The 26,181-nt window shown below is 71.7% G+C and carries 27 protein-coding genes; 22 read left to right on the plus strand and 5 right to left on the minus strand.

Annotation, left to right across the window (positions count from 1 at the left end; translation table 11 throughout):
- The first annotated feature begins 87 nt into the window (after positions 1 to 87).
- The 19 genes from ACFW2E_RS11420 (at position 88) to ACFW2E_RS11510 (ending at position 20,222) form a co-directional block, all read left to right on the plus strand.
- Positions 88 to 855, plus strand: coding sequence for an SDR family NAD(P)-dependent oxidoreductase (locus tag ACFW2E_RS11420; protein WP_384464921.1), 768 nt, complete (start codon positions 88 to 90; stop codon positions 853 to 855).
- 27 nt (positions 856 to 882) lie between these two features.
- Complete coding sequence (locus ACFW2E_RS11425) at positions 883 to 1,335, plus strand: 3-hydroxylacyl-ACP dehydratase (protein ID WP_384464924.1); 453 nt, start codon at positions 883 to 885, stop codon at positions 1,333 to 1,335.
- A complete protein-coding gene (locus ACFW2E_RS11430) occupies positions 1,332 to 2,609 on the plus strand; it encodes a beta-ketoacyl-[acyl-carrier-protein] synthase family protein (RefSeq protein WP_384464927.1) in 1,278 nt (425 codons plus the stop codon). The genes ACFW2E_RS11425 and ACFW2E_RS11430 overlap by 4 nt, the downstream gene beginning before the upstream one ends.
- On the plus strand, positions 2,606 to 3,025 hold the full coding sequence (locus ACFW2E_RS11435; RefSeq protein ID WP_384464930.1) for a 3-hydroxyacyl-ACP dehydratase FabZ family protein: 420 nt from the start codon (positions 2,606 to 2,608) through the stop codon (positions 3,023 to 3,025). The genes ACFW2E_RS11430 and ACFW2E_RS11435 overlap by 4 nt, the downstream gene beginning before the upstream one ends.
- Positions 3,022 to 4,311 (plus strand): beta-ketoacyl-[acyl-carrier-protein] synthase family protein, encoded by a 1,290-nt coding sequence (locus tag ACFW2E_RS11440; RefSeq protein ID WP_384464933.1) that lies wholly within the window; start codon positions 3,022 to 3,024, stop codon positions 4,309 to 4,311. The genes ACFW2E_RS11435 and ACFW2E_RS11440 overlap by 4 nt, the downstream gene beginning before the upstream one ends.
- Positions 4,308 to 6,704 (plus strand): beta-ketoacyl synthase N-terminal-like domain-containing protein, encoded by a 2,397-nt coding sequence (locus ACFW2E_RS11445; protein WP_384464936.1) that lies wholly within the window; start codon positions 4,308 to 4,310, stop codon positions 6,702 to 6,704. The genes ACFW2E_RS11440 and ACFW2E_RS11445 overlap by 4 nt, the downstream gene beginning before the upstream one ends.
- Before the next feature lies 1 nt (position 6,705).
- The gene (locus ACFW2E_RS11450; protein WP_384464939.1) at positions 6,706 to 7,815 is read left to right on the plus strand and encodes a 3-oxoacyl-ACP synthase III family protein; all 1,110 of its coding nucleotides are present in this window, start codon (positions 6,706 to 6,708) and stop codon (positions 7,813 to 7,815) included.
- 44 nt (positions 7,816 to 7,859) lie between these two features.
- Positions 7,860 to 8,726: an ester cyclase gene (locus ACFW2E_RS11455; RefSeq protein ID WP_384464942.1), complete on the plus strand. Its 867-nt coding sequence runs from the start codon at positions 7,860 to 7,862 to the stop codon at positions 8,724 to 8,726.
- A gap of 163 nt (positions 8,727 to 8,889) precedes the next feature.
- The gene (locus ACFW2E_RS11460) at positions 8,890 to 9,882 is read left to right on the plus strand and encodes an aldo/keto reductase (protein ID WP_384464945.1); all 993 of its coding nucleotides are present in this window, start codon (positions 8,890 to 8,892) and stop codon (positions 9,880 to 9,882) included.
- Between the two features lie 37 nt (positions 9,883 to 9,919).
- Entirely contained in the window at positions 9,920 to 11,107 is a 1,188-nt protein-coding gene (locus ACFW2E_RS11465) for an FAD-dependent oxidoreductase (protein WP_384464948.1), read from the plus strand.
- A 73-nt stretch (positions 11,108 to 11,180) separates the two neighbouring features.
- A complete protein-coding gene (locus ACFW2E_RS11470; protein WP_384464951.1) occupies positions 11,181 to 11,834 on the plus strand; it encodes a thermostable hemolysin in 654 nt (217 codons plus the stop codon).
- The gene (locus ACFW2E_RS11475; RefSeq protein ID WP_384464954.1) at positions 11,824 to 13,449 is read left to right on the plus strand and encodes an AMP-binding protein; all 1,626 of its coding nucleotides are present in this window, start codon (positions 11,824 to 11,826) and stop codon (positions 13,447 to 13,449) included. Before ACFW2E_RS11470 ends, ACFW2E_RS11475 begins: the two co-directional genes overlap by 11 nt.
- The gene (locus ACFW2E_RS11480; protein WP_384464957.1) at positions 13,446 to 14,357 is read left to right on the plus strand and encodes a TauD/TfdA family dioxygenase; all 912 of its coding nucleotides are present in this window, start codon (positions 13,446 to 13,448) and stop codon (positions 14,355 to 14,357) included. The genes ACFW2E_RS11475 and ACFW2E_RS11480 overlap by 4 nt, the downstream gene beginning before the upstream one ends.
- Positions 14,358 to 14,433: 76 nt before the next feature.
- The gene (locus tag ACFW2E_RS11485; RefSeq protein ID WP_384464960.1) at positions 14,434 to 15,957 is read left to right on the plus strand and encodes an MFS transporter; all 1,524 of its coding nucleotides are present in this window, start codon (positions 14,434 to 14,436) and stop codon (positions 15,955 to 15,957) included.
- Between the two features lie 27 nt (positions 15,958 to 15,984).
- Entirely contained in the window at positions 15,985 to 16,554 is a 570-nt protein-coding gene (locus tag ACFW2E_RS11490; protein WP_384464963.1) for a cupin domain-containing protein, read from the plus strand.
- 106 nt (positions 16,555 to 16,660) lie between these two features.
- The gene (locus ACFW2E_RS11495) at positions 16,661 to 17,128 is read left to right on the plus strand and encodes an ester cyclase (protein WP_384464966.1); all 468 of its coding nucleotides are present in this window, start codon (positions 16,661 to 16,663) and stop codon (positions 17,126 to 17,128) included.
- A gap of 225 nt (positions 17,129 to 17,353) precedes the next feature.
- Positions 17,354 to 18,829, plus strand: a complete 1,476-nt coding sequence (locus ACFW2E_RS11500; protein ID WP_384464968.1) for a DHA2 family efflux MFS transporter permease subunit — start codon at positions 17,354 to 17,356, stop codon at positions 18,827 to 18,829.
- A gap of 152 nt (positions 18,830 to 18,981) precedes the next feature.
- On the plus strand, positions 18,982 to 19,584 hold the full coding sequence (locus tag ACFW2E_RS11505; protein WP_384464971.1) for a dTDP-4-dehydrorhamnose 3,5-epimerase family protein: 603 nt from the start codon (positions 18,982 to 18,984) through the stop codon (positions 19,582 to 19,584).
- On the plus strand, positions 19,581 to 20,222 hold the full coding sequence (locus ACFW2E_RS11510; RefSeq protein WP_384464974.1) for an NADPH-dependent F420 reductase: 642 nt from the start codon (positions 19,581 to 19,583) through the stop codon (positions 20,220 to 20,222). Before ACFW2E_RS11505 ends, ACFW2E_RS11510 begins: the two co-directional genes overlap by 4 nt.
- A 322-nt stretch (positions 20,223 to 20,544) precedes the next feature.
- Here ACFW2E_RS11510 and ACFW2E_RS11515 read toward each other — a convergent pair whose 3' ends face one another.
- From ACFW2E_RS11515 to ACFW2E_RS11525, 3 genes are all read right to left on the minus strand, one after another.
- A complete protein-coding gene (locus ACFW2E_RS11515; protein ID WP_384464977.1) occupies positions 20,545 to 21,207 on the minus strand; it encodes a hypothetical protein in 663 nt (220 codons plus the stop codon).
- On the minus strand, positions 21,197 to 21,670 hold the full coding sequence (locus ACFW2E_RS11520; RefSeq protein ID WP_384464980.1) for a DUF6114 domain-containing protein: 474 nt from the start codon (positions 21,668 to 21,670) through the stop codon (positions 21,197 to 21,199). Before ACFW2E_RS11520 ends, ACFW2E_RS11515 begins: the two co-directional genes overlap by 11 nt.
- Positions 21,671 to 21,739: 69 nt before the next feature.
- Complete coding sequence (locus ACFW2E_RS11525) at positions 21,740 to 22,366, minus strand: DUF6230 family protein (RefSeq protein ID WP_384464983.1); 627 nt, start codon at positions 22,364 to 22,366, stop codon at positions 21,740 to 21,742.
- Between the two features lie 183 nt (positions 22,367 to 22,549).
- Between ACFW2E_RS11525 and ACFW2E_RS11530 the strand changes: the two genes are divergently transcribed.
- Both ACFW2E_RS11530 and ACFW2E_RS11535 read left to right on the plus strand, forming a co-directional pair.
- Positions 22,550 to 23,020: an NUDIX domain-containing protein gene (locus tag ACFW2E_RS11530; protein WP_384464986.1), complete on the plus strand. Its 471-nt coding sequence runs from the start codon at positions 22,550 to 22,552 to the stop codon at positions 23,018 to 23,020.
- A 21-nt stretch (positions 23,021 to 23,041) separates the two neighbouring features.
- On the plus strand, positions 23,042 to 23,251 hold the full coding sequence (locus ACFW2E_RS11535; protein ID WP_384464989.1) for a hypothetical protein: 210 nt from the start codon (positions 23,042 to 23,044) through the stop codon (positions 23,249 to 23,251).
- 258 nt (positions 23,252 to 23,509) lie between these two features.
- Here the strand turns inward: ACFW2E_RS11535 and rfbB are convergent, their stop codons facing one another.
- Positions 23,510 to 24,502 carry a dTDP-glucose 4,6-dehydratase gene (gene rfbB / locus ACFW2E_RS11540; protein ID WP_384464992.1) on the minus strand — a complete coding sequence of 331 codons (993 nt, stop codon included), beginning with the start codon at positions 24,500 to 24,502 and terminating at the stop codon, positions 23,510 to 23,512.
- Positions 24,499 to 25,566 (minus strand): glucose-1-phosphate thymidylyltransferase, encoded by a 1,068-nt coding sequence (locus ACFW2E_RS11545; protein ID WP_384464995.1) that lies wholly within the window; start codon positions 25,564 to 25,566, stop codon positions 24,499 to 24,501. The genes rfbB and ACFW2E_RS11545 overlap by 4 nt, the downstream gene beginning before the upstream one ends.
- Positions 25,567 to 25,740: 174 nt before the next feature.
- Here ACFW2E_RS11545 and ACFW2E_RS11550 point away from each other — a divergent pair, with 174 nt between their 5' ends.
- Positions 25,741 to 26,160 (plus strand): ester cyclase, encoded by a 420-nt coding sequence (locus tag ACFW2E_RS11550; protein ID WP_384464998.1) that lies wholly within the window; start codon positions 25,741 to 25,743, stop codon positions 26,158 to 26,160.
- Positions 26,161 to 26,181: the final 21 nt, after the last annotated feature.

Consider the following 26,181-nt stretch of genomic DNA (forward strand, 5'->3'; position numbering starts at 1 on the left):
GGGCCCCGGCCCCCTCCCCGCACGGCCCCGGGTCCGTCCCGGCGGCAGCCGGGCCGCCCACCTCGTAGCAGAAACGGGAAGAGAGAGATGAAGCTGAAGGACCGTACCGCCTTGGTCACCGGCGCCTCCCGCGGCATCGGCCGGGCCATCGCCCTGGCCCTGGCCGAACAGGGGGCGGCCGTCGCAGTGAACTACCGCTCGCGCCAGGAGGAGGCGCTGGCGGTGGTCAAGGAGATCGAAGCGGCCGGCGGCCGGGCCGTCGCGGTCGGAGCCGACGTCTCCGACCCCCAGGAGGCCAAGCGCCTGGTCGAGGAGGCCACCGCCGGGCTGGGACAGCTGAACATCCTGGTCAACAACGCCGGCATCAGCGACGACGGGCTGATCTACGACTCGGCACCCGACGCCTGGTGGAACGTCATGAAGGTCAACTTCGGCGGCGCCTACCACACCACGCACGCCGTCATGGACCAGTTCATGGCGCAGGGCGAGGCGTCCGTCGTCAACATCTCCTCCGCCATGGGCGAGAGCGGCTGGATCGGCCAGTCCAACTACTCGGCCTCCAAGGGCGCGCTGAACTCCTTCACCCGCTGCGCCGCGATCGAGCTCGCCCGCTTCGGGGTCCGGGTCAACGCGGTGCTGGCCGGCTTCACGCCGACCGAACTGGTCGAGGAGGTCTTCCAGCGCGACGGCGGCAAGAGCATCAAGCGGCAGATCCCGCTGCGCCGGTTCGCCACGGTCGAGCAGGTGGCGGCGGCCGCGGTGTTCCTCGCCGGACCCGACTCCGGCTACACCACCGGCGAACTGCTCACCGTCGACGGCGGCTTCACCGCCCAGCTCGGCATCGGCCGTCCGTAGGGCACGGGGACGGGAGACGGGACGACGATGCGATTCCATCTGATCGACAGGATCGAGACGCTCACCCCGCGCGAGACCATCACCGCGCGCAAGGTGACCTCGGTCGACGAGACGTACTGGCAGGCCACCCCGGACGGACCGGCGCTGCCCTTCGGCCTCGCTCTGGAGGCCCTGTGCCAGGCGGCGACCTGGCTGATCATGATCAGCACCGATCACCGGCTGCGTGCGGCGCTGCTCGCGGTCGGCGAGGCCACCGCCCACCGGGACGTGGCCCCCGGAGAGGTGCTTCGGATGCACGCCACGATCGAGTCGATGACCGACGAGGCCGCCATTCTGGACGGCACCGTCACGGTCGACGGCGAGAGCGTCCTGGAGGCCACCGGCATCCTGTGCGCGCTCATCGACGCCGAGCGGCTCGACGACCCTGACAACACCAGGCGCATGGCGCACCAGCTGCAGGGCGGAGGGCCGGTGGGATGAAACGCGTAGTGATCACCGCGGTGGGAGCGGTCACCCCGCTCGGCAACGACGCCGAGACGACCTGGGAGGGCCTGGCCACCGGACGCAACGGTGTGGGCCGGCTGACCACCTTCGACGCCGAAGGGTTCCCGGTGCGCATCGCCGCACAGGTCAAGGACTTCGACGCGGCGAAGGCCATCCCGAGGCACATCGGGCGCAAACACCTCTCGCGCGTCGGCCAGTTCGGTGTCGCGGCCGCCTGGGAGGCGGTGCGCAAGGCCGGGCTCGACACCCTCTCCGAGGACGTGTACGGCGCCGGCGAGCGCGGGGTCGCCATGGGCGCCAGCGTCGGCCGGCCCGAACTGCAGGTGCTGCTGGACATCGGCCACCTGCGCACCAGCACCGGCAACCCGGACGCGTTCATCTGCCGCCCGCCGGCCGTGACGCTGACCGACGACCAGAACGTGCCGCTCGCCGCCATGACCCGGATGATCGGCGGCACCGGCCCGATGCTGGGCATCAGCACCGCCTGCTCCGGCTCCGGGCACGCCATCGGCGAGGCCTTCCGGGCCATCCAGGAGGGCGACGCCAAGGTCATGGTCGCCGGTGGGTACGACTCCCTGACCACCTGGCTCGACCTGCTCGGCTTCAGCCTCCTGGGTGCGCTGACCGACCAGCACAACGACGACCCGGAGCACGCCTCGCGGCCCTTCGACGCCGACCGCAGCGGCTTCGTGATCGGCGAGGGCGCCGTCGCCGTCGTACTGGAGGAACGGGAGGCCGCCGTCGAGCGCGGCGCGGAGATCCTCGCCGAGGTCCTCGGTTACGGCTCCACGCTCAACGCCTATCGCATCACCGACTCGCCGCCCGACGGCTCCGGCGCGATCCAGGCCATGGAGGGCGCCCTGACCGACGCCGGCCTCGGCACCGGCGACATCGACTACGTCGTCGCGCACGGCACCAGCACCCACGGCAACGACCAGTCCGAGACCGTCGCCATCAAGAAGGTGTTCGGACCCGACGTCCAGAACCTGGTGGTCAGCGCCCCCAAGTCGATGGGCGGGCCCCGGACCTCGGCGAGCCAGGGCCTCGGCGTGCTGGCCGCCATCGGCGCCATGCGCCATTCGCTGGTGCCGCCCACCGTCAACCTGGAGCGCACCGCCCCCGGCCTCGACCTCGACTACGTGCCCAACACCGCACGCAAGATGCCGGTGGGCGCCGCCCTGATCAACGCGTTCGCCTTCGGCGGCAGCAACACCAGCATCGTCATCGGTGCGCCGCGGGAGGACACATGAGCACGGCCCAGACGGCCACGGGCGCCGTGGCCCCCGCCTTCGACCGGATCGTGGAACTCGAACCGGGCCGCCGGGCCGTGGCCGTGCGCAACATCCCCAACACCCTCCCGTGCTTCGACCACCACTTCCCGCGCTTCCCCGTCCTTCCCGGGGTGCTGCTCCTGGAGAGCATGGCGGCCCTGGCGAAGGCCGCCGCCGGGGGCGAGCGGGCCCGGCGCCTGGCATCCGTCCGGGGCGTGCGCTTCAAGCACTTCGTCGGCCCCGGGGACCAGGTGCACATCACCGCCGAGGTGACGGGAGGCACCCGGCGGACGACCGAGGTACGGGCCACCGCCCGGGTCGGGGACCGGGTGGTCGCCACCGCTCGCACCCTGACCCTGGTGAGCGCCGACGAGCCCTGGGAGGGCACAGCATGAGCCACGACAGGCGACGCGTGATGGTGACCGGCATCGGCCTGATGACCGCGATCGGACAGGGCGCCGCACCGACTTGGGAGAACCTGCTCGAGGGCCGCAGCGGCATCGGCCCGCTTCGGTCCTACGATCCGGCGCCGCTGCAGACCCGGATCGGCGCCGAGATCCACGACTTCGACCCGACCCGGTGGGCGACCCGGCGCACCCTGCGCATGCTGTGCCGGGGCGACCAGCTGGCGCTGGCCGCCGCCGTCCTGGCGCTGCGCGACGCGGGCCTGGAGGACGCCGGCGACCTCGGCCACCGCACGGGTCTGTTCCTCGGCAGCAACAAGGAAATGCCCCGTATGGACGAGCTGATCTCCCAGCTGCAGTCCGTGCGTTCCCCGGACGGCACCCCCGACCTGCACAAGCTGGGCCGGACCGCCTCCTCGGTGATCGCCCCGCTGTTCTTCGTCGAGGGCCTGCAGCCCGCGGCCGGATTCCACATCTCCGAGAAGTTCGGCATCCGCGGCGCCAACGCCTACTTCGCGGGCACCGCCGACTCTGGCGCGATGGCGGTCGGCCGCGCGATGCGCACCGTGCGCCGGGGCGAGGCCGACGTGGTCGTGGCGGGCGGGTACGACGACGCCACCGGCTGGTGGGCGATGTCCAAGATGGACGGGCTCGGCGTGCTCAGCACCCGCACGGAGCTGGGCAAGGAGGCTTTCCGCCCGTTCGACCGCGACCGCAGCGGTTCCGTCTTCGGCGAGGGCGCGGCCTTCCTCATCCTCGAGGAGCGCGAACACGCCCTGGCCCGCGGCGCCCGCTGCTACGCCGAGGTCACCGGCTTCGGCTCCGGCAACGACTGCGTCCGCCCGCCCAGCCCGCAGGCCCGCGCCCGCGGTCTGTCCCGGGCGATCAGCCGCGCGCTCAGCGACGCGGGCGGCTCCTTCCCCGACGGCAGCTACATCGCCGCGCACGGCTGCGCCACCCGCCAGGGCGACGCCAGCGAGACCATCGCGCTGCACGACGCGCTCGGTACCGCCGCCAAGGCGGCGCAGATCAGCAGCGTCAAGCCGCAGACCGGGCACCTGGTCGGCGGCGCCGGGGCGCTGAACGCGGCCGTGGCCGCGCTGACCCTGGACTCCGGGGTCGTCCCCGCCACCCAGAACCTCCGCAATCCCGCCCCTGAGTGCGACCTGGACTACGTCCCGCTCACCCCGCGCGAGACCGGGCCCGCCAAGGCACTGGCCGTCGCCCGTGGCCTGGAGGGGCAGGCGGTGGCCATCGCGATGGAGCGGACCTCATGACGGACATACCCGAGGACACACCAGAAAGGAGCGCGGACATGAGTCACGGCGGGCACGGCAACACCTCGCCGGATCGCGGCGCTCGGTCCCGGCGGGTCGTGGTCTGCGGTGTGGGCGCGGTGACCGCCCACGGAGACGACGTCACGGCACTGTGGAAGGGCATACGGTCGGGTACGGCGGCCATCACCCCGGTACGCGGACTGCCCATGGAGGGCTACGCCACCGAGATCGGCGGCGAGGTCCGTACCGAACGCCGTCCCGACTACGACTACCTGGCCTCCTTCGGCGGCCGCGAACGCGAACCGGCCGTGGACTTCGCCCTGCTGGCGGCGGAGGAGGCACTGCGCCAGGCGGGCCTGACGGACGTGCCCGCCGAGCGCTGGGGCGTCGCCCTCGGTTCCTGCATGGGCGGTTTGCGCAGCGCCGAGAAACTGGCCCGGCGCGGTGACGAGGGCGCCTCCCCGGAGGACGACGGCCGGCACAACCTGCTGGTCCCCCCGCAGGCCATCGCCGAGGCGGTGAGCAGCGCCTTCGGGCTCAAGGGCCCCTCGCTGTCGGTGAACACCGCCTGCGCCTCCGGTGCGCACGCCATCGCCCACGCCAGCGAGTCGATCAGCGCGGGACGCGTCGACGCCATGCTCGTGGGCGGCAGCGACGCGTTCACGGAGACGGCGTTCGCCGGTTTCACCAGCCTGCAGTCGCTGTCCACCAAGCCCGCCGCGCCCTACTCCAGGGACCGCGACGGCCTCTCGCTCGGCGAGGGCGCGGGCATCCTGGTCCTGGCCGAGGAGTCGGTCGCCCGCGCCGCGGGCGCCCCCATCCTCGCCGAGGTCCTCGGCTACGGACTGTCCGCCGACGGCTACCACGCCACCGCCCCGCACCCCAAGGGCGAGGGAGCGGCCCGTGCCATCCGCGCGGCGCTGGAGTCGGCCGGCATCGACCCGGACGACATCGCCTACATCAACGGCCACGGCACCGGCACGCCCAAGAACGACTCGGCCGAGAGCAACGCGGTGCGCGCGGCGCTCGGCGAGGCCGCCGGGAACACCGCGCTCAGCAGCTCCAAGTCCATGATCGGGCACCTGCTCGGGGCGGCCGGCGCGGTGGAGGCCATCGTCACCGTGCAGGCGCTGGTCGAGCAGATCGCCCCGCCCACCGCCAACTTCACCGAGGTCGATCCCAAGTGCGGCCTGGACGCGGTGCCCACCGCGCGCCCGATGGCCATCGACACGGCACTGTCGAACAACTTCGCCTTCGCCGGCGCCAACGCGTGCGTCGCCTTCGGCCGGCCCGGCCGGGAGCGCGCCGCCGCGGAGGAGCGGGCCGACACCGCCGACGACAAGGTCGTGATCACCGGGTTCGCGGCGGTCACCCCGGCCGGTGAGGGCGCCGAGGCGTTGTGGCAGGCCTGGCGCGACGGGCGGGTGCTCGGCGCCGAGGAGGACGGACTGCGGGTCGCCCGCGCCGAGTTCGACCCGAAGGCGATCCCGCCGCGCGAGCGGCGCCGCATGGACCGGCTCGGCCAGCTCGCCGTCGCCACCTCGCGCGGCGCGCTGGAGCACGCCGGTCTCACCGCCGACGAGCGGGTCGGCGTGGTCCTGGGCACCGGCCTCGGCCCGATGCGCAGCATCGAGGAGTTCCTGCTGCCGGTGCTGGCCGGCTGCCCCGACCACGGCAGCCCGGCGATCTTCCCGAACACCGTCTTCAACGCCGCCGCCGGCCAGGTCGCCATGAACGTCGGCGCCAAGGGCCCGACGTCGACGGTCACCACCGGGCACGCGGCCGGCGCCTCCGCGCTGACCGTCGCCCACGACCTGCTGCTGCAGCGCCGGGCGGAAGCCGTGCTGGTACCCGCCGTCGAGGACCTCTCGCCGGGGGTGCTGGACGCCTACCGCAGACTGCCGCTGTTCGGCGACACCGACTACACCCTCGCCGAGGCGGGCATCACCCTCGTTCTGGAGCGCGAGTCCACCGCGCGGGCGCGCGGTGCGCGGATCCTGGCGGAGTTCGCCGGGCACGGCACGGCCTCCGACGCCCAGGGCGTCGGCCGCTGGGACCCGCAGGGCGGGGGGGTGGAGCGTGCCATGCGCCAGGCCCTCGACCAGGCGGGAATCGGCGCCGGGGAACTGACCGGTATCTGGGCCAACGCGGCCGGCCTGAAGCGGGCCGACGCCCCCGAGGCGCTGGCCACCGACCGGCTCTCCACCCGGGCCGCCGTGCACGCCCCCAAGCGGATCGTCGGCGAACCCGTCGGCGCGGGCGCCCAGCTGGCCGCCCTGCTCGCGGTCACCGGCTGGGAGCACGGTGTCGACGAAGGGCCCGTGCTCATCAACAGCTCCTCGCTCGGCGGCACCCACATCAGCCTCGTCCTGCGTCCCGCTACGGAGAAGTGACATGTCCTCCAGCACCGACCGCCATGTGTCGATCCTCGCGACCGGCGCGTACCTGCCGGGCGAGCCGCTCGACAACGACGCCCTGGCCCGGGTGACCGGGCCGCTGCCCGACGACGTCCTGGAGGGCATCCAGGTGCAGCGCCGGCACTGGATGGTGGACCCGGACACCGGTGAACACCGCATCAGCACCTCGCAGATGGCCACCGCGGCGGCCCGCCAGGCCCTGGAGCGGGCCGGGGTCGAGGCCGACGAGATCGACCTGATCGTGGTGTCCACCGCCAGCCCCGACTATCTGCTGCCGGTCGCCGGCACCTACGTCCAGGAGCAGCTGGGCCTGGAGAGCGTCGCGGTGATCGAGGTCCGGGCCGGCTGCGTCGGCGCCGTCCAGGCCCTCGACATCGCGCGCCGCCAGCTTGCCGACGGCACCTACAGGACGGCGCTGGTGATCGGTGTGGAGGCCGTCTCCCCGCTGCTCGCCCCCGTCTTCCTGGGCCTGGATCCGCACCGCGTGCGGATGCGGGACCGGCTCACCGTCTACACGTTCGGCGACGGCGCCGGTGCCGTGGTGCTGCGCGCCGGGGAGGAGGGCTCCGCGCACGAGGGCAGCGAGCAGGTCTTCGCCACCGCCTCCATGGGCGGCAGGCGCAAGCCCGGCATGCTCATCGTCGGCGGCGGCACCGACGTCCCGCTGGCCGAGCAGCAGCGCCGCAAGCGGCTGATGGACATCAAGCTGGACATCCCCGGCACCGCCACGTTCGGCCCCCGGGTCTTCGTGCGGGGCATCCACGACATGCTGGAGCGCTCCGGGCTCGCCCTGTCGGACATCGACGCGTGCGTGCTGCCCGAGGGCAACGCCGAGTACTTCGCCAGCGAGTACGGCACGGCCGGGCTGTCCGAGGAGGACCAGGCCATCCTCTCCAAGAACATCGTGGAGAACCTGACCGACGTGGGCGCCACCGGCTCCGCGGCGGTGCCGCTGGCGCTGGACGCCGGCTGGACCGAGGGCCGTATCCGGCCCGGCCACAAGGTGCTGCTGCTCGCCATCGAGGCCAGCCGCTACCTCTACGCGGGGCTCACCCTCACCTGGGAAGCGCCGTATCCCGGTAAGTGACGGTCCGTCACATCCCGTACAACTGCGACCCTTAAGGACGGAACGTGTCGACACAGCAGACGGTGCACACCGGTGAGAGCGTGGAGGAGCGCAACAAGAAGACCATTCGCTCGGTCTTCGACGTGTTCGTCAACCAGGGCGACTTCTCCATCGTCGACAAGATCTACAGCCCCGACATGATCGACCACCAGCCGCTGCCGGGCGCCACCGAGGACCTGGACGGCGTCAAGTACACCATCGCCGGTCTGCGGGAGGGCTTCCCCGACCTGCACGTGACCATCGAGGACATGAGCGCCCACGCCAACTACGTGGTCATCCACAACACCTGGCGCGGCACCCACAAGGGCGAGTTCCTGGGCATGGCGCCCACCGGTCAGTACATCGAGTTCAAGGGCGTCGTGGTGTGGCGCCTGCTGGACAACGGGCTGATCGCGGAGCGCTGGGGCATCGGCGTCGAGGGCAACATGCTGGAGGTGCTCGGCATGCGCCGACTCGCCCCCTCGGCGCGTGGCGGCGCGCGGGCCGAGGCCCGCAGGAGTGCGAGGCCCGGCTCGGTGCTGGTGCCGCTGCTGCCCGGCAAGGGCGACCGCTGGGCCGAGGTCCAGGCGGAGCTCGCCGGTCCGCGCCGGCTGGCCTACGAGGCCTCCCGGCGGCGGGTGGGCATCGTCCAGGAGTCCTTCGCCGTGCAGAACGTGGGCGGCCAGGACGTGGTGGTGCTCCAGGTGGAGTCCCGCGACCCGGCGCTCTCGGGGCGCAAGCTGCGCGACTCCTCGGACGGGTTCGACGTCTGGCTGCGCGAGGCGGCCGCCGAGGTCTTCGGCAGCGACCCGTGGGCCGCGCTCGCCGGTGGCGACGCCGCGGAGCAGGGCCACCGCTGGTCCTCCGTCACCAGCGAGCTCGTCACCCGCTGACAGCCCGTCAATCCAGTTGTTCCGCAACGGCATTGACGGCCGGCACCGCTGGCTTCCCGTAATCTGTCAATGCTAGTATTTCTATCAATGCAAAGTGCCCGGGGGAGTACGACCCGAACCTCTAGCCCTCCGAGGCCCGCACGGCTCAGGAAGGAACCGATTCATGCGGCAACGTAAGCTCGGCAGCCAGGGGCTCGTGGTCTCCGAGCAGGGGCTCGGATGCATGGGCATGACCTTCGCCTACGGCCCGGCCGACGACGCCGAGGCCCTGCGCACCGCCCACCGGGCACTCGAACTCGGCGTGACCCTGCTGGACACCGCCGACTTCTACGGCCCGCACTCCAACGAGGAGTTCGTCGGCCGGGTCATCGCCGGCCGGCGCGACGACGTCGTCGTCTCCTCCAAGGTAGGCAACGAGGTCTCCCCCGAAGGCACCATCACCGGACAGATCAACGGCCGCCCCGACTACATCCGGGCCACCGTCGAAGGCACCCTGCGCCGCCTGGGCACCGACCGGCTCGACCTGTACTACCTGCACCGGGTCGACCCCGAGGTGCCCATCGAGGAGAGCATCGGCGCCCTCGCCGAACTGGTGGCCGCGGGCAAGGTGCGCCACATCGGCATCTCCGAGGCCTCCGCGGCCACCATCCGCCGGGCCCACGCCGTCCATCCGCTCAGCGCCGTACAGACCGAGTACTCGCTGTCCACGCGCGACGTCGAGGTCAACGGCGTCCTGGAGACGGTCCGCGAGCTGGGCATCGGCTTCGTCGCCTACAGCCCCCTCGGGCGCGGCCTGCTGACCGGGCGCATCCGCAGCCTCGACACGCTGGCCGCCCACGACTTCCGCCGCATCGTCCCCCGCTTCCAGGAGGAGAACCTCGCGGCCAACCTCACCGTGGTCGAGCGCCTCGACGCCCTGGCCGCGGACAAGGGCGTCACCACCGGACAGCTCGCCCTCGCCTGGGTCCTCGCCCAGGGCGACGAGGTCATCGCCATTCCGGGCACCAAGCGCGTCGCCTACCTCGAGGAGAACGTCGCCGCCTCGGACGTCCGCCTGACCGCGGACGACCTCGCGGCACTCGACGAGATCGCCCCGTACGGCAGCACCGTCGGGGACCGCTACCCCGCCAACTCCATGGCCACGCTCAACCGCTGACGCGGGCCGCGGAAGCGAAGGTGACTGAGGAGCAACCATGGTGAACATAACGATCATCGGCGGCGGGATGGCCGGCCTGACAGCGGCCATCGCCGCCGCCGAGCAGGGCGCCCGGGTCACCGTCCACGAGGCGCACTCCCACCTCGGCGGCCGCGCCCGCTCGGCCGAGGGGCCGTACATCACCAACGACGGTCCGCACACCATCATGAACAACGGCGAGGCCTGGCAGTGGCTCATCTCGCGCGGTGTGGCCGGCCACTATGTGCGCCTGTCCTTCCACGAGTGGACCCGGATGCGCTTCCGCCACCAGGGCCGGCTGCGGATGACGCTGCCGCCCGGCTACATGCGCATGACCCTGCTCAACCGGGACCGGCCGGTCCCCGTCGACCAGTCCTTCCAGGACTGGGCCTCGAAGATCTTCCCGCAGCAGACCGTCGACGAGGCCCTCGGCTTCCTCGGCCCCATCGTCTTCCACGGCGACCCGGGCACCCTGTCGGCCGCGTTCATCTGGGAACGGCTGCTGCGCGTGGGCACCCCCAAGTTCCCGCTGCCCAGCCGGTACTTCATCGGCGGCTGGGGCACGGTCATCGAGCGCATGGCGCGGGTCGCCCGCCGGCACGGCGTCGTCATCGAGACCAACTCCCGCATCACCGAACTGCCCACCGACGAGGGCCCGGTGATCGTGGCGACCTCGCTGGCCGCCGCCCGCGGCCTGCTCGGCGACAGCACGCTCGACTGGCCCAGCGGCACCTCCGCCCTGGTGGACATGGCCGTCACCCACTCCAAGAAGGACGGCAACGTCTCCTTCGACATGGACGAGGGCGGCTTCACCTCCCAGTACTCCGACCACGACCCCTCCCTCGCCCCCGAGGGCGAGGCGCTCTTCCAGGGCGCGATGCCGCTGCGGCCCGGCGAGAACAAGGCCCAGGCCATCGAGCGGCTGGAGGGACTGTTCGACCTGACCACCCCCGGCTGGCGCGACCGCATGCTGTGGCGCCGCGAGGGCGTCTCCCGCGGCCGCACCGGAGCCGTCGACTACCCCGGACACACCTGGCGGGACCGGCCCGCCATCGACCGCGGCGACGGCGTGTACCTGATCGGCGACAGCGTAGCCGCCCCGGGCATCCTCGCCGAGACCTCCATCAACAGCGGTCTGAAGGCCGCCGAACTCGCCGTACGGGCACGGCCGGTGAGCGCACCGCGCCCCGCCGTCCTCGGCCGGTGACCGCCCCGACCGCAGGTACCGACCCCACATCCGACTACTTGTCCCACCCGACCCCGTAAGAGGGGGTGCACCCATGCGAATCACGCTGTCCCAGCGCGACACCCCGGACTACCAGGTCGCCGCCGACCTCGTCCAGGACGTGTTCGCCGCCCAGTACGACGCCCGCATCCGACCCAACCCGGACGCCTTCCTCGCCTACTTCGAGACCGCAGAGGACGACTCGGAATCCGCCCTGGCCTGCGCGGGACTGTCCTTCCCCGAGCAGGACGGCATCCTGCTGGAGCGCTACCTCGACGCCCCCGTCGAGAAGATCATCGCCGATGAACTCGGCTCTCCGGTGGCGCGCGAGCAGATCCTGCAGATCGGCAACATAGCCTCCGTCCGCGCCAGCGCCGGCGGCGAGATCATCAAGGCCCTGCCCCTGGTCATGGCCTGCCTCGGCCGCCCGTACGCGGTGATGACTATGACCGGCCGGCTGGCCATGCTGATGCAGCGCCTCGGCGTGGTCTTCCACCCGCTCGTCGACGCCTCCCGCGACCGCCTCACACCCGAGGAGGCGGCCCAGTGGGGCTCCTACTACGACACCCGGCCGGTGGTCGGCTGGGCCGAGGCGGCCGCGCAGAGCACCCTGCTGCTCGCCGCGATCGGCCGCTACTGCTTCGAATCGGTCGACATGCGGTTCGTCAGCAACCGCCCCGAGCAGAAGGTGCTGACCCGTGCCGCGTGACACCGAGACCGTGAGCCTGACCGCCGGACTGCTCGCGCGGGCGGACAGCGACGACGTCATGGTGCGCGTGCTGTCCGCCGACGGCGGCCCCGCCACCGACTGGAGCTACCGCGACCTCATCGGCGCGGCCCTCGTCCTGGCCGACCGGCTGCGCCGGTGGGAGCAGGACAACGGCCGCCCCGCCCGCGTCGGGCTGCTCGCCGAGAACTCCCCCGACTGGGTGGCCGCCGACCTCGCCCTGCTGTTCGCCTCCGCCGTCGAGATCCCGGTGCCCACCGCGTTCGCCGCCGAGCAGGCCGCCTCACTCTTCGAGACGGCCGACCTCTGCCTGGTGGACGCCGGCGGCGCCCGCGCCCTCGAACGCTGGTCCAAGGACCGCGAGGCCGGCGTGCTGCCCGAGGGCTGCCCGGTGACCGAGGTCGACCTGCCCGCCCTGCGGGCCGCCGCCCCCGCCACCGCACCCGAGTGGCCGGTGCCCGCCGAGGACGCGGTGGTCAAGGTCATCCACACCTCCGGCACCACCTCCGCGCCCAAGGGCGTACGGATCCGCCGGCACGGCATGGACGCCCTGCTCACCTCCCTGCGCGCCCGGACCGGCACCGCCCTGTTCGAGCGCTATCTGTCGATCGTCCCGCTGAGCCTGCTCATCGAGCAGGTCGCCGGGCTCTACATGCCCTTCCTCGCGGGCGGTTCGGTCACCTTCATGCCGCCCGGCACCGCGCTGGTCGGCACCGCCGCCGACGCCGCGCCCCGCATGCTCGAACTGCTGCGCAGGGCCCGGCCCACCGCCCTGGTCATCCCGCCCACCGTGGCCGGGCTCTTCCTCGCCCTGTGCGACCAGCGGCCCGAGGAGAACGTGACCGAGCGGCACCTGCGGATCTTCGGCCACGAGGGACCGGTCTTCGTCGCCTGCGGCGGCGCCCCGGTGCCCGCCGAGATCCTCCAACGCCTGCACGACTACGGCCTCACCGTCCACGAGGGCTACGGGCTGAGCGAGAACTCCTCGGTCGTCTCCTGGAACTTTCCCGGCGAGGTCCGCTTCGGCACCGTCGGCCGCCCCCTGGACCACGTCGAGGTGGAGCTGGCCGAGGACGGCGAACTCCTCATCCGCAGCACCTCGCTGTTCGCCGGCTACACCCGCGAGGACCCCTCCAGCGTCGTGGTCGACGAGCACGGCTGGCTGCACACCGGCGACCTCGCCCGGATCGACGACGACGGCTATCTGCGCATCACCGGCCGCAAGAAGAGCCTGGTGATCACCGCCGGCGGGCGCAACGTCTCGCCGGAGTGGGTCGAGGCCCGCTACCGCGAACTGGGCTTCGTCCGCGAGGCGGCGGTCGTCGCCGACGGACTCGAGGCGGTGCACGGCCTGTTCGTCGTCGAGGCGGGACTCGACCACGACACCGCCCGCCGCCGCATCGAGGACTTCGGCAAGGAGCGGCTGTCCGACATCGAGCGCGCCGCGGTGATCCGCCTGATGTCCGAGGACGACCCCGACTACGCCCGCTGCTTCACCGTCACCGGCCGCCCGCGCCGGGACGTCATCCGCGCCCATGTGCTCGGCGGCGCCCCCGGTGCGGCCGCCGCGGACACACGTATCAAGGAGAACGCATGAGCACCGTTGTGAAGACCACGTCCTACGGCACCGGCAGCGGCCTGCTGGTGGAACCCGCCGAGGGCACCGCCCTGGACGGCATCGACTCCACGAAGCTGCTCGAACTGCTCAAGGAGGCCGGCTTCCTGCTGCTGCGCGGTTTCGACACCGACATGACGTCGTTCACCGCGCTGGTGCAGAACACCTCCACCTCCACCACCCTCGACCCCGCCCGCGACTTCTACTCCGACGTCGCGCAGAAGGTCGACGCCGGCTTCGACGAGGTGGGCCTGCACACCGAGAACGGCAACAGCCCCTTCCGCTCCCACCTGGCCTGGTTCTTCTGCGAGAAGGCCGCCTCCGCCGGCTCCCAGACCACCGTCTGCGACGGATACCGGGTCTGGGACGCTCTGTCCCCGGCCGCGCGCGAGGCCTTCGGCGCACAGGACATCGTCTACAGCCGGTACGTCTCCGAGCCCCAGTGGCGCGGCATGGCCCACCACCTGCTCGGCCGCACCAAGCCCGCCGAGGAGATCCAGATCTCCGAACTGCTCGCCCTGACCAGCACGCTGAACGGCACCGAGATCGTGCCCGAGGCCGACGGCGGCATCCGTTACTCGTACACCACCCCGGCGGCCGACAGCACCGTCTTCGGCAAGCGCCTGTCCTTCGCCAACAGCATCCTCGGCCCGTCGTTCAACTACGAGAAGCCGAAGATCACCTTCGCGGACGGCACCGAGTTCTCCCCGGAGCTGCTCGCCGAGGTCGAGGCCGTGACCGCCGCCCTGACGGAGAACCTCGACTGGCAGCACGGAGACGTCGCCGTCATCGACAACACCCGGGTCATGCACGGCCGTCGCGCCATCACCGACCCGGACCGGACCATCTACAACGCGCTCAGCTACGTCGCCGTACCCGCCGCCGTCTGACGCCGCGCGCCGGGCCGCCGGACGCGCACCCCGCCGGGGGCGCGTCCGGCAGGCAGGACCCACAGAAGGGGGAGCCATGGACACACGAGAGGGAGCCATGGGCACCGAACACCACGCGTCACCCGCCGACGAGCCGGTCGACACCGCCGTGGTCGAGGCCGAGGACCACACCCCGCCCGACCCACGGCGCTGGACCCTGCTCGTCTTCGTCGCGACAGCCCAGTTCATGGTGCTCCTCGACACCACCGTGGTGAACCTCGCCCTGCCCGCCATCCAGTCCGACCTGAAGGCGAGCGCCACCGCCACCGAGTGGGTCCTCACGGGCTACATCCTCTGCTTCGGCGGCCTGATGCTGCTCGGCGGGCGCACCGCCGACCGCTGGGGCAGGCGGCGCACCTTCCTGGTCGGCGCCGTCCTGTTCACGGCCGCCTCCCTGGCGTGCGGACTGGCCGACGGCACCACCGTGCTGATCGCCGCCCGCGCCCTGCAGGGCTGCGGCGCGGCCTTCCTGTCGCCCGCGGCCATGTCCCTGGTCACCACGTCCTTCCCGAAGGGCCGCGAGCGCACCACCGCCCTTGCCGTCTGGGCGGCGCTCGCCGGACTCGGCGGCACCCTCGGCGTCGTACTCGGCGGCGTGATCACCGACAGCCTCGACTGGCGCTGGATCTTCTACATCAACATCCCCTTCGGCGTCGTCGCGGTGGCCGGAGTGCTGCTGCTCGGCAGCCGCCGCGAGGAGCTCACGCCCGGCTCCAGCCCCGACCTGATCGGCGCGGTCACCGTCACCGGCGGCCTGGCCGCGCTCGTCTACGCCATCGTCGACATCCAGGACCACGGCTGGCGTTCGGGACTCTACGTGGTGACGCCGTTCGTCGCCTCGCTGGTGCTGCTGACCACGTTCGTCCTCGTCGAACTGCGCGTCGCCGACCCGCTGATGCCGATGCGGCTCTTCGCCACGCGCTCGCTCGTCGCGTCCTCCATCGGCCGCATCCTGACCAGCGGTGTCCAGGCGGCCGTACTGTTCCTGAGCAGCTACTACCTGCAGCGCACCCTCGGCTGGTCCACCCTGAAGTCGGGCTTCGCCTTCCTGCCGCTCGGCGTCATCGCCATCGTGATCACCGCCCCGGCCACCCGCGTGATGCACAAGTTCGGCCCCCGCCCCGTCTACATCGCGGGCGCCGTCGGCTCCGTCGCCGGCCTGTTCCTGCTCACCCAGGCCCCGCACGACGGCGACTACGTCACCCAGGTGCTGCCCGCGCTGCTGATCCTCGGCGCGGCCATGCAGTGCTGCACCATCCCGGTCAACGTCGCCGGCGTGTCCGACGTACCGCAGGAGCAGCAGGGCATCGCCTCCGGCGTGCTCGTCGCCGCGTTCCAGGTCGGCGCCTCGCTGGGCGTCGCCACCGTCGCCACCAGCGCCCTGACCCGCACCACCTCGGAACTCACCAGCGGCACCGCCCCGGCCGTCGCCTGGCTCGACGGACTGCACCTGGGCTTCTGGATCGCGGCCGGAGTCGCGGTGCTCAACCTCATCAACGCCGTCGTCGGCCTGCCCGGCCGGCGACGCGCCACCAGCACCGCCCGGGCACAGACCACCTGACCCCCCACCCGACAGGGAGACACCCCCATGGCAAGCCCCGGAGACGTCCTGAGGCTCGGCGAGGACCGGCTCACCTTCCTGACCACGGCCGCCGAGACGGACGGCGCCTACGTCGAGGTGGCCGTGGAGTACTCCCCGGCCAGCATCAAGCCGCCCCAGCACTACCACCCCAGGCAGACCGAACGGATGCAGGTCGAGAGCGGGCATCTGCACCTGCTGCTCAACGGCACCCTGCACGAGTACGGACCCGGCGACGAGTTCTACATCCCGCCGGGTGCCGTGCACTCCATCTGGAACCCCGGCCCGGAGCGGGCCCGGATCACCTGGCGCACCACGCCCGCCTACAAGACGGAGACGGTCTTCGAGACCCTGTGGGGACTGACCAACGAGGGACGGCTCAAGCCCGACGGCACCCCCAGGCTGCAGATGCCGCTGCTCGCCCTCGGCTTCCGCGACGAGTACCGCGTCGTCACCGGCCGTCCGTTCCTGGTCGACATGGCGCTGTGCACCGCGCTGGCGCCGTTGTCCGTGGCCATGGGCTACCGCCCCACCTACCGCCCGCCCCAGCAGCGCACCGGGCAGCCGCAGACGGCCTGATCCGGGTTACTCGGCCGGTTTTCGAGTTCCGTGCGAGGGCCGGACTAGGAGTGCGTCCTAGCGTCGGCCCCGACGGATTCACCGCGACGCGTGGAGGAACGGGAACATGGCCAGCGACAACGGATTCACTCTCCCGGGCGCGGATCTCCCCGCCCCCGACGCCGACCTGCGCGCCCGGCGCGAGGCGGTGGTCATCGCCCACACGATCGCCGAGACCCAGTGGGACATCGACGGCGTCTTCGCCACGTTCCCGCGCGGTCCCGTCTACCGCATCCAGGCCTTCGAGGAGGAATCCTTCGTCGGCCCCGAGGCCATCCGCAAGGGCTACTTCGACGACATGCAGAAGGCCTTCCCGAACCTGGAGCACGACGTGCTCCACCTGCACCACACCCCCACCGCGATCATCCTCGAGGCCTGGGCCCGCGGCAAGCAGGAGGCCGACTGGCGGGACATACCCAACCGCGGCAAGTCCATCGACGCCCCGATCCTGGTCATCTTCCACTTCGACGGTGACGTGCTGATCGACGAAACCCTCTACTTCGACATCGACACCTTCAAGCGCCAGCTCGCCTGATCCAGGGCCGCGACACCGCGGGGCCCCGGCCGTCCACGGCCCGGGGCCCCGCTGCGCACCACCAGGGGGTCGAGCGGTCGCCGACCGAGGCTCAAGGAGGAGTCGAGTGTCCGTCCGTAGCGTCGTCCGCGCCGGCCGGCCGTGTGCCCGGTCCGCGCTGTCGTACGTCGGAAATGTCTCCGCGACGAGCATCTCGCACTGACCGCCTCCAGAAAGGATGCTCGAATGAGCACCGTCAACCCCCCATCTACGGGCGGAGGAACGAAGGGGATGGTCTTCTGGGCCATCCTCACCACCGGCCTCGCCTCCTTCATGGCGGGCCTGGACAACCTAGTGATCATCACGGCGCTGCCCACCATCCGGGAGAAGCTCGGCGGCAGCCTCGCGGACCTGGAATGGACGGTCAACGCCTACACGCTGTCCTTCGCGGTCCTGATGATGTTCGGTGCCGCGCTCGGTGACCGGTTCGGACGGCGCAAGGTCTTCTGCCTCGGGCTGCTGCTGTTCACGGGTGCCTCCGCGGCGGCGGCACTGGCTCCGGGGGTCGGCGCGCTCATCGCGGCCCGCGCCGTCCAGGGCGCGGGCGCGGCCATCGTCATGCCGCTGTCCGTCACCCTGCTGACCGTCGCCGTCCCGCCCGAGAAGCGCGGCTCGGCCCTGGGCATCTGGGGCGCCATCAACGGTCTGTCGATCGACGCCGGCCCGCTCGTCGGCGGTGTCGTCGTCGAGCACCTGTCCTGGCAGTGGATCTTCTGGCTCAACGTGCCCATCGGCCTGGTCCTGGCCCCGCTGTCCTTCCGCAAGCTCGGCGAGAGCAGCATCGCAGACTCCCGCCTCGACTCCGTCGGCACCGTACTGTCCGGCATCGGCCTGTTCGGCATCGTGCTCGGCCTGATCAAGGGTCACGGGGACGGCTGGACCTCGCCGATGGTGCTCACCGGGCTGATCGGCGGCGCCGCCGTGATGGCGCTGTTCGTGCTGTGGGAGAACCGCACCGACAAGCCCATGGTCCCCATGCGGCTGTTCCGCGGCCGCGCGTTCACCGGTATCAACCTGGCCGGTGTGCTGATGTCGGTCGGCATGTTCGGCGCCATCTTCCTGATGACCCAGTTCTTCCAGCTCATCCAGGGCTACACCGCGATGCAGGCAGGCGTCCGGCTGCTCGCCTGGACCGCGATGCCGATGGTGGTCGCGCCGATCGCCGGCATGGTCTCCGACCGCATCGGCGGCAAGCCCGTGGTCGCCCTCGGCCTCGCCATGATGACGGCCGGCATGGCCTACTGGGCGTTCGTCATGGACCCGGACGTCTCCTACGTCAAGCAGTTGCCGGCCCTGATGATCTGCGGCGCGGGCATGGCCATGTTCTACGCCCCGCTGATGAACCTCACCATGGGCTCGGTCGCCGAGCACGAGCAGGGCATCGCCTCCGGCGTCACGGCCGCCACCCGCGAGGTCGGCGCGGCGCTCGGAGTCGCCCTGCTGGCCTCCATCTTCAGCGCCAACGGCGGCTTCGCCTCCCCGCAGAACTTCGTCGACGGCCTGGTCCCGGCGATGTGGGTGGGCGCCGCCGCGGTGGGTCTGGGCACCCTCTCCATGCTGATCGTGCCGGGCCGCAGCAAGCAGGACGCGACCCAGTCCGCGCCGGTGGCCGGATCCCCGGCCGCCGCGGACGGCAAGACCGCACCCGCCCCGTCCCGCTGACCCCCGCGGCGCGGCGCCGGCTCCCGGACGCGGGGCACAGGCCCCGGGCCAGCCGCCCCCGCCCGCGGGGGGCCGGCGCCGCGCCCGGGCGTTCCACCGCACGCCGACCGAACCCGCCGAGAGACGAACCGAGGAAACCGAGGAAGCGGAGCATGGCAATCGAAGAGATGAAGGTCAAAGACGCCTTCAGGATCACGCCGTCGCACATCCCGGACAACCGCGGCCACTTCTTCGAGGCGTGGCGGCTGAGCGAGCTGAGCGCGGCCAGCGGCCAGACGTTCGCCGTCCGGCAGGTCAACTACTCCATCTCCAAGCGGAACACGCTGCGTGGCATCCACGGCACGACACTGCCGCCGGGCCAGGCGAAGCTGGTGACCTGTGTGCGCGGGGCCGCCCTGGACGTGGTGGTCGACCTGCGGGTCGGCTCGCCCACGTTCGGCATGTTCGACACCACGCTGCAGGAGGCCGGTTCGGGCATCGGCGTCTACCTCGCCGACGGCCTCGGCCACGCCTTCCTCGCGCTGACCGACGACACCTGCATGAACTACCTGTGCTCCGAGGAGTACGTGCACGGCACGATGGTCGACATCCAGGCCCTGGACCCCGCGATCGGCATTCCCTGGGACACCTCCGAGCCGTTCATCCGCTCGCCGAAGGACGCGGCCGCACCGACCCTGTCCGAGGCGGTCGCCGCCGGTCTGCTGCCGACGTACGAGCAGGCGAAGGCGTCGTACGGGACTCCGGTGCTGTCATGACCGACATCGCCGTGCTCGGCTCGGGAACCGTCGGCACCAGCCTGGCCCTGGGCCTCGCCCGCGCCGGCCACACGGTGCTGATCGGCACCAGCCGTCCCGAGCGTGCCCCGAGCGGGGAACTGAGGGAGGCGGGCGTACGGCTGACGACACACGCGTCGGCCGTGGAGCCGGCCGACGTCGTCTTCAACACCACCCCCGGGGAGCTCTCGGTCGACATCCTGCGCCCCTTGGAGCCGCAGCTGCGCGGCCGCATCCTCGTGGACGTCTCCAACGCCCATGTGCGCAGCCCCGAGGGATTCCCCGCCGCGCCCGTCTACCCGGAGTCCAGCCTCGCGGAGGAACTGCAGAAGGCGCTGCCTCGGACGCGGGTGGTGAAGTCCCTCAACACGATGGACAGCCGGGTGATGATCAACCCGTCGGTCCTGCCCGTCCCGGCCACCGCCTGCGTCTCCGGCGACGACGCCGGGGCCAAGGAGACCCTCGTCGGTCTCCTCCGCGATCTCGGCTGGAAGGACGAGTGGATCCTGGACCTGGGCGGCCTCTACAACGCCCGTGCCCAGGAGTGGGTGGTCCTGATGCTCGGTCCCTTCGTCACCCGGCACGGCCTGGTCCCCTTCAGCCTCGCCATCGTCCACTGAGCCCGACGTCCACCGAGTCCGATCGTCCAGCGAGCCCGACGCCCGCCGAGCGCGACGCCCGCCGAGCGCGATCGCCCACCGAGCGCGATCGTCCACCGAGCCCGCGCGGACGGGTCCGGCACCCCCCGCCGCCGCCCGCGCCCGGGGCGCGCCCTTCAGTCCCCCGGCCCGCCCCCCCCTGGCCCCCCCCGGCGCCCCGGGGCGCCGCCCGGGGCGGGGCGCGCCGCCCGCCCGGCGCGCCGCGGGGCGGCGCCCGAGGGCCCCCCCCCGCCCGCCGGGCGGGGCGCGCGCGGGCGGCCGCGGCGCCCACGGCCGTGTCCGGTCAGCCGACCCGGAACACCGCGCCCCTGACAGCCAGACTGCCTCCGAATTGGCCCATCTGGGAGACCCTCACGTTCCTGAACGCGATGGTGCGCGGACGTGCGGCCGCGGGCCGGACCCACGGGGGAAGGGCGTCGGGCGTGAGAGTGACACTGCGGTCCGCCGGCAGCGGGGCGCCGCCCAGGCTGGTCAAGGTGCCGGTCAGCCTCGTGATGTACAGCGTCACCGTGCCGTCGCCCCTGACGGTCGACGTGGTGGCAGGCCCGGTTTCCAGGTGGATGTCCGCGCCGGATCCCGTCGTCAGCCGCAGGTCGCCGAGGTCCAGGAACCGCGCGGTGAACTTCAGGGCACGCTCGGGCCCGGACGGTGTCCGCACGGTCACCACGCCGTGAAAGGCGCTGTCGTGGAGGACGAGCCTGCCGGCGCGCACCACCGATGAGCCGTTCGCCGGCCGGGCCGGCGGCACGTCGGGCGGGGCACCGGGCCGTGCCGCGTCGTACACCCGGGTGACCTCGGCCGCGAGCCGGGCGGGCCAGGCCGCCGGGGCGGCGCCGAGCAGCGTCACCGGAAGCGCCGTCAGCGCCAGTGCCCCGGCGACCGGGAGCCGTGGCCGCGTTGCCCCGCGGAGCTCCGGCGCCTTCTCGCTCCGGTGGTCACCTCTCACGCGTGCCTCGCCCGTGCGCCGCCTGCTTGGGGAGCGGCGCGGCCGGCTGCGCATCGTCGGCGTCCGGCGGAGCCCAGGCGCAGGCCAGGCTGCCGCCGACCAGGCCCAGGAACAGACCGATGAACAGGCCCCCGAAGTTGGCGAGGGGGAAGGAGGCGAGCGCCAGCAGCATGCCCGCCACTCCGGCGAAGAGGCGGGCCTGGTGATGGAACCAGAGCGAGATACCCAGGACGATCAGCAGAATTCCGATGACCAGCGACGAGGCACCGGCCGTGGTCGACAGCGCCAGGGGGATGCCTGCCGGGGTGAGGCGGACGTAGGGGAAGTAGATGATGGGCAGGCCCGCCGCGAGCGTGAACAGGCCTGCCCAGAAAGGACGTTCGCCGCGCCAGACCCAGAATCCGCGGCGTGCCCCGGCGATCCTGTCGCGCAGTCGCGGGCGGGGGTCAGAAGACTCGTTCATCACGTACGGCTTCCAAGGTGGTCCCTGTTCAATGGGGTACGGCCGGGCACCCGGCGGTGGTGCCGGGAGTCAGAAGCAGTCGTTGCGGCCCTGATCGAGGTCCAGCCGGAGGTCCGGGATGTTGAAGGTGGCGGCCGAGGCGGCGACCGCGGTGTACCGGACGTCGGTCAGGGTGGCCGACACGGCCTGCTGGGCGATGCCGTTGGGGTCGAAGAGCCGCGAGTTACGGTCGCCCGGGTCGATCGGGCCCTTGGTCACCGAGCCCGCCGCGACGCCGATGTCGAGGTCTTTCAGGGAGGCCTCGGTGGCCGCCAGCAGCGTGGCGTCGACGAAGAGGTCCCGCGCCTCGGCCCGCTCGCCCCGGTCACCACCGGTGAGCCGGAGGGTGTACGGGCCCAGGACCGGGACCTCGACCGTGACGGACTGGCACAGGCCCCGGATCGTGGCGTGCCTGGTACCTGTGACCACGACCGGCACCAGGCGGCCCTCTCTGGTCACGTCCACCATGCCGTAGATGCTCAGCCCCCGAGCGGTCAGTGAGTCCGCGGCGATCTGGAAGCGGTCGCCGGAGATGAAGAACGACGCGGCCAGGGCACCTTGCGCGATGCCGATGGCCAGGGCCGCGGCGGCCACCGTGCTCGGCATCATGACGAGGGCGAAACGCTTCCACCGGGTCCTGCCGCGGCTGTGCGACATGCTGTTCCTCTCAGGCAGGCTCGGCAAGCCTCTACGGGTGCCGGAGGTCCGTCGACGACCGCGACCCCGCGTTCCTCGATGGAATCTAGACGGTGAACGGGCAAACCGATCGGCACGTCGGGCCAACCAGATGGGTGAAATGCCCCCCTTTCGCCGCAGGGGAAGGACAGAGGAAGACAGACCGTGGCCCGCACCGAGTACTACGACGACCCGGGCGCACCCGAGCCGAACAGCATGGTCGTCGCCGCCTCCGCCGTCGTCACCGACGACCACGGGCGCATCCTCCTGCAGCGCCGCCGCGACAACGACCTGTGGGCGCTGCCCGGCGGCGGCATGGAGCTGACCGACTCCCTGCCGGGCGCGGCCGTCCGCGAGGTCAAGGAGGAGACCGGCCTCGACGTCGAGATCACCGGCCTGGTCGGCACCTACACCGACCCGAAGCACGTCATCGCCTACACGGACGGCGAGGTCCGCCGCCAGTTCAACGTCTGCTTCACCGCCCGCGTCACCGGCGGCCACCTCGAGATCTCGGACGAGTCGACCGAGCTCCGCTTCGTGCCACCGGCAGAAATCGAACAAGTGCCGATGCACCACACCCAACGGCTCAGGCTCCAGCACTTCCTGGAACAGCGCGAGCACCCGTATCTGGGCTGAGCACATCACCGGGCGCACCCTGTGACCAGTGACGACACCACCCGCACCTACAGTTACGACCACGCCGTCGGCATCGACGGCAAGCCGGTCTCCGGCACGACCACACCGGAACTCGGCACCCTCACCACCGGCCCTGTAGCGTCACCGAAGCACCGCAGCGGCTACCACTACGACGACGCCGGGAACCTGATCGCCCGCACCGACGACGGCAAGCCCCGACGATGCCGTTGACGGTGGGCGGGGCCTCGGAAATTGACGCCTGAGGCCCCGTCGGGTGTGTCCCGGTGGGGTTTCAGGTATGACTGGCTGTCCAGCTTGGAGGGCTTCCTGGACGTGCCCGAGCGTCGTTGCCGAGCCACCGGCTGGTACAGGCAGGAGGATGCTTCCGGCGACACCATGCGCCCCCGAACTCCGACGGCCCCACCGCTCTGTTCCGGTAGGGCCGCCGCAGGCGCAGGCGTATGACAGCGCCTGAGCCGTTCGGTCAGTTCACAGCGCCGCCCGCTCCTTCAGCGGTTCCCACCACGCCCGGTTCTCGCGGTACCACGCGAACGTCTCGGCCAGGCCCTGGGTGAAGTCCTTGCGCGGGCGGTAGCCCAGCTCCGTGGAGATCTTGGTGCAGTCCACCGAGTAGCGCAGGTCGTGGCCCAGGCGGTCGGGGACGTGCTCGACGCTGTCCCAGGTGGCGCCGGCCAGGTCCAGGAGGAGCTGGGTGAGTTCCTTGTTGCTCAGTTCCGTGCCGCCGCCGATGTTGTAGACCTCGCCGGGGCGGCCGCCGGTGCGGACCAGTTCCAGGCCCTGGACGTGGTCGTCGATGTGCAGCCAGTCCCGGACGTTCAGGCCTTGCCCGTACAGCGGCACGCGCAGGCCGTCGAGGAGGTTGGTGACGAACAGCGGGATGACCTTCTCCGGGAAGTGGTGGTGGCCGTAGTTGTTGGAGCAGCGGGTCACCCGGACGTCCAGGCCGAACGTGCGGTGGTACGACAGCGCCAGCAGGTCCGAGGAGGCCTTGGACGCGGCGTAGGGGGAGTTGGGCTTGAGGGGGTCCGTCTCCGGCCAGGAGCCCTCCGCCAGTGAGCCGTACACCTCGTCCGTGGATACGTGGAGGAAGCGGGCCGGGCCGCCGGGGCGGCGCAGGGCCGCGTCCAGCAGGGTCTGGGTGCCCAGCACGTTGGTGATGACGAACTCGGCCGCCCCCTGGATGGAGCGGTCCACATGGGACTCCGCCGCGAAGTGCACGATCTGGTCGTGCCCGGCGACGAGCTCGGCGACCAGGTCGCGGTCGCAGATGTCGCCCTGGACGAAACGGAAGCCGGGGTGCTCGCGGACCGGGTCGAGGTTGGCCGGGTTGCCCGCGTAGGTCAGCTTGTCGAGCACGGTGACGGAGACGTCGCCCGGCCCGTCGGGCCCGAGCACCGTACGGACGTAGTGGGAGCCGATGAAGCCCGCGCCGCCGGTGACGAGGATGCGTGTGGTGGTCATGATGATATCTGCACCTTGCTGTGGTCGCCGAGGATGAGCCGGTGCGCGGCGGGCACCCGCGGAGCGGGCGTCACCTCCACGTTGCGTCCGATGATCGACGCCTCCACACGGCGGGCGCCGCGCACCGAGGAGTGGTCGAGGACGATCGAGAACTCGATCTCGCTGTCGGTGATTTCGCAGTCGCCGGCGATCGAGGTGAACGGGCCGATGTAAGAAGAGGAGACCACCGTGCCCGGGCCGATCACCGCGGGGCCGACGATGCGCGACGCGGTGACCGTGGCGGTCTCGTCGATCTGCACCCGCCCGATGATCTCGCTGGCCTCGTCGACGCTGCCGTCCAGGCGCGGCTCCGCACGCTCCAGCACCGTCCGGTTGACCTCCAGCATGTCGGTGACGTTCCCGGTGTCCTTCCAGTACCCGGAGATCGTCGTCGAGCGGACGTCGCGGCCTGCGTCGATCAGCCACTGCAGCGCGTGGGTGATCTCCAGTTCGCCGCGCCAGGACGGCTCGATGGCCCGTACGGCCTCGTGCACGGCCGGGGTGAAGAGATAGACGCCGACCAGCGCGAGGTCGCTCTTCGGCGTCTTGGGCTTCTCCTCCAGGTTGAGCACGCGTCCGTCGGCCCCGAGTTCGGCCACCCCGAACTGCCGGGGGTCGGAGACCCGGGTCAGCAGGATCTGGGCGTCGGGCCGGTCCGCGCGGAAGGCGTCGGCCAGCCCGGAGATGCCGCCCACGATGAAGTTGTCACCGAGGTACATCACGAAGTCGTCGTCGCCGAGGAACTCCCGGGCGATCAGCACGGCGTGGGCGAGGCCCAGCGGAGCGTCCTGGGGGATGTAGGTGACCGACAGGCCGAACTTGGAGCCGTCGCCGACGGCCTCCCTGATCTCGTCGGCCGTGTCCCCGACGACGATCCCGACCTCCGTGACACCGGCGTCCGCGATCGCCTCCAGACCGTAGAAGAGCACGGGTTTGTTGGCCACGGGCACCAGTTGCTTGGCCGATGTGTGGGTGAGGGGGCGCAGGCGGGTTCCGGCCCCGCCGGAGAGTACGAGAGCCTTCATGGCCTCGAGGCTAGGAGCGGGCACTTGAGCGGGAGTTGGGGACGGACCGCGCCCACAGGGACTCTCCAGGGCGGCTCGAGAGGGAGTGCGGATGCTCGGTGCTGTTCCGGCAGGAGTTCCGGCAGGAGTCCGGCAGGAATTCCGTGAGGCGAGCCCGAGAGAGGCACACACACCATGGCAGACAACCACCGCGCACTCGTCCAGGCCTTCGTCGACATGATCAACAGTCATGACGTGAGCACGATGAGCCAGCACACGGCACCCGGGCACATCGACCACAACCCGGTCGTCGCCGACGGCATCGAGGCCAACGCGGCCTTCTTCCAGCAGATCTTCGACGCGTTCCCGGACGTCCATGTCGTCGCGCACGACGTCATCGTCGAGGGCGACCGGATCGCCGGCCGGTTCGAGTACTCGGGCACCCACCTGGGCACCTTCTTCGGCGTCGAGGCCACCGGCCGCACACTGTCCTTCCAGTCCATCGACATCTGGCGGGTGGCGGACGGGCTGCTGGCCGAGCACTGGGACCAGCTGGACATGGCGGGGATGTTCCGCCAGCTCGGCGTCGACTTCTACGCCCTGCAGGGCGCCTGACCGGGACGCGCACCAACCCCG

Source organism: Streptomyces sp. NPDC058964, from assembly GCF_042741275.1.
In the GTDB taxonomy this organism is placed as follows: Bacteria; Actinomycetota; Actinomycetes; order Streptomycetales; family Streptomycetaceae; genus Streptomyces.

Coding starts and splice junctions, on each gene's coding strand:
- ACFW2E_RS11420 (WP_384464921.1), top strand. CDS start 88: ATGAAGCTGAAGGACCGTACCGCCTTGGTCACCGGCGCCTCCCGCGGC.
- ACFW2E_RS11425 (WP_384464924.1), top strand. CDS start 883: ATGCGATTCCATCTGATCGACAGGATCGAGACGCTCACCCCGCGCGAG.
- ACFW2E_RS11430 (WP_384464927.1), top strand. CDS start 1,332: ATGAAACGCGTAGTGATCACCGCGGTGGGAGCGGTCACCCCGCTCGGC.
- ACFW2E_RS11435 (WP_384464930.1), top strand. CDS start 2,606: ATGAGCACGGCCCAGACGGCCACGGGCGCCGTGGCCCCCGCCTTCGAC.
- ACFW2E_RS11440 (WP_384464933.1), top strand. CDS start 3,022: ATGAGCCACGACAGGCGACGCGTGATGGTGACCGGCATCGGCCTGATG.
- ACFW2E_RS11445 (WP_384464936.1), top strand. CDS start 4,308: ATGACGGACATACCCGAGGACACACCAGAAAGGAGCGCGGACATGAGT.
- ACFW2E_RS11450 (WP_384464939.1), top strand. CDS start 6,706: ATGTCCTCCAGCACCGACCGCCATGTGTCGATCCTCGCGACCGGCGCG.
- ACFW2E_RS11460 (WP_384464945.1), top strand. CDS start 8,890: ATGCGGCAACGTAAGCTCGGCAGCCAGGGGCTCGTGGTCTCCGAGCAG.
- ACFW2E_RS11465 (WP_384464948.1), top strand. CDS start 9,920: ATGGTGAACATAACGATCATCGGCGGCGGGATGGCCGGCCTGACAGCG.
- ACFW2E_RS11470 (WP_384464951.1), top strand. CDS start 11,181: ATGCGAATCACGCTGTCCCAGCGCGACACCCCGGACTACCAGGTCGCC.
- ACFW2E_RS11480 (WP_384464957.1), top strand. CDS start 13,446: ATGAGCACCGTTGTGAAGACCACGTCCTACGGCACCGGCAGCGGCCTG.
- ACFW2E_RS11485 (WP_384464960.1), top strand. CDS start 14,434: ATGGACACACGAGAGGGAGCCATGGGCACCGAACACCACGCGTCACCC.
- ACFW2E_RS11490 (WP_384464963.1), top strand. CDS start 15,985: ATGGCAAGCCCCGGAGACGTCCTGAGGCTCGGCGAGGACCGGCTCACC.
- ACFW2E_RS11495 (WP_384464966.1), top strand. CDS start 16,661: ATGGCCAGCGACAACGGATTCACTCTCCCGGGCGCGGATCTCCCCGCC.
- ACFW2E_RS11500 (WP_384464968.1), top strand. CDS start 17,354: ATGAGCACCGTCAACCCCCCATCTACGGGCGGAGGAACGAAGGGGATG.
- ACFW2E_RS11505 (WP_384464971.1), top strand. CDS start 18,982: ATGGCAATCGAAGAGATGAAGGTCAAAGACGCCTTCAGGATCACGCCG.
- ACFW2E_RS11510 (WP_384464974.1), top strand. CDS start 19,581: ATGACCGACATCGCCGTGCTCGGCTCGGGAACCGTCGGCACCAGCCTG.
- ACFW2E_RS11520 (WP_384464980.1), bottom strand. CDS start 21,670: ATGAACGAGTCTTCTGACCCCCGCCCGCGACTGCGCGACAGGATCGCC.
- ACFW2E_RS11525 (WP_384464983.1), bottom strand. CDS start 22,366: ATGTCGCACAGCCGCGGCAGGACCCGGTGGAAGCGTTTCGCCCTCGTC.
- rfbB (WP_384464992.1), bottom strand. CDS start 24,502: ATGACCACCACACGCATCCTCGTCACCGGCGGCGCGGGCTTCATCGGC.
- ACFW2E_RS11545 (WP_384464995.1), bottom strand. CDS start 25,566: ATGAAGGCTCTCGTACTCTCCGGCGGGGCCGGAACCCGCCTGCGCCCC.
- ACFW2E_RS11550 (WP_384464998.1), top strand. CDS start 25,741: ATGGCAGACAACCACCGCGCACTCGTCCAGGCCTTCGTCGACATGATC.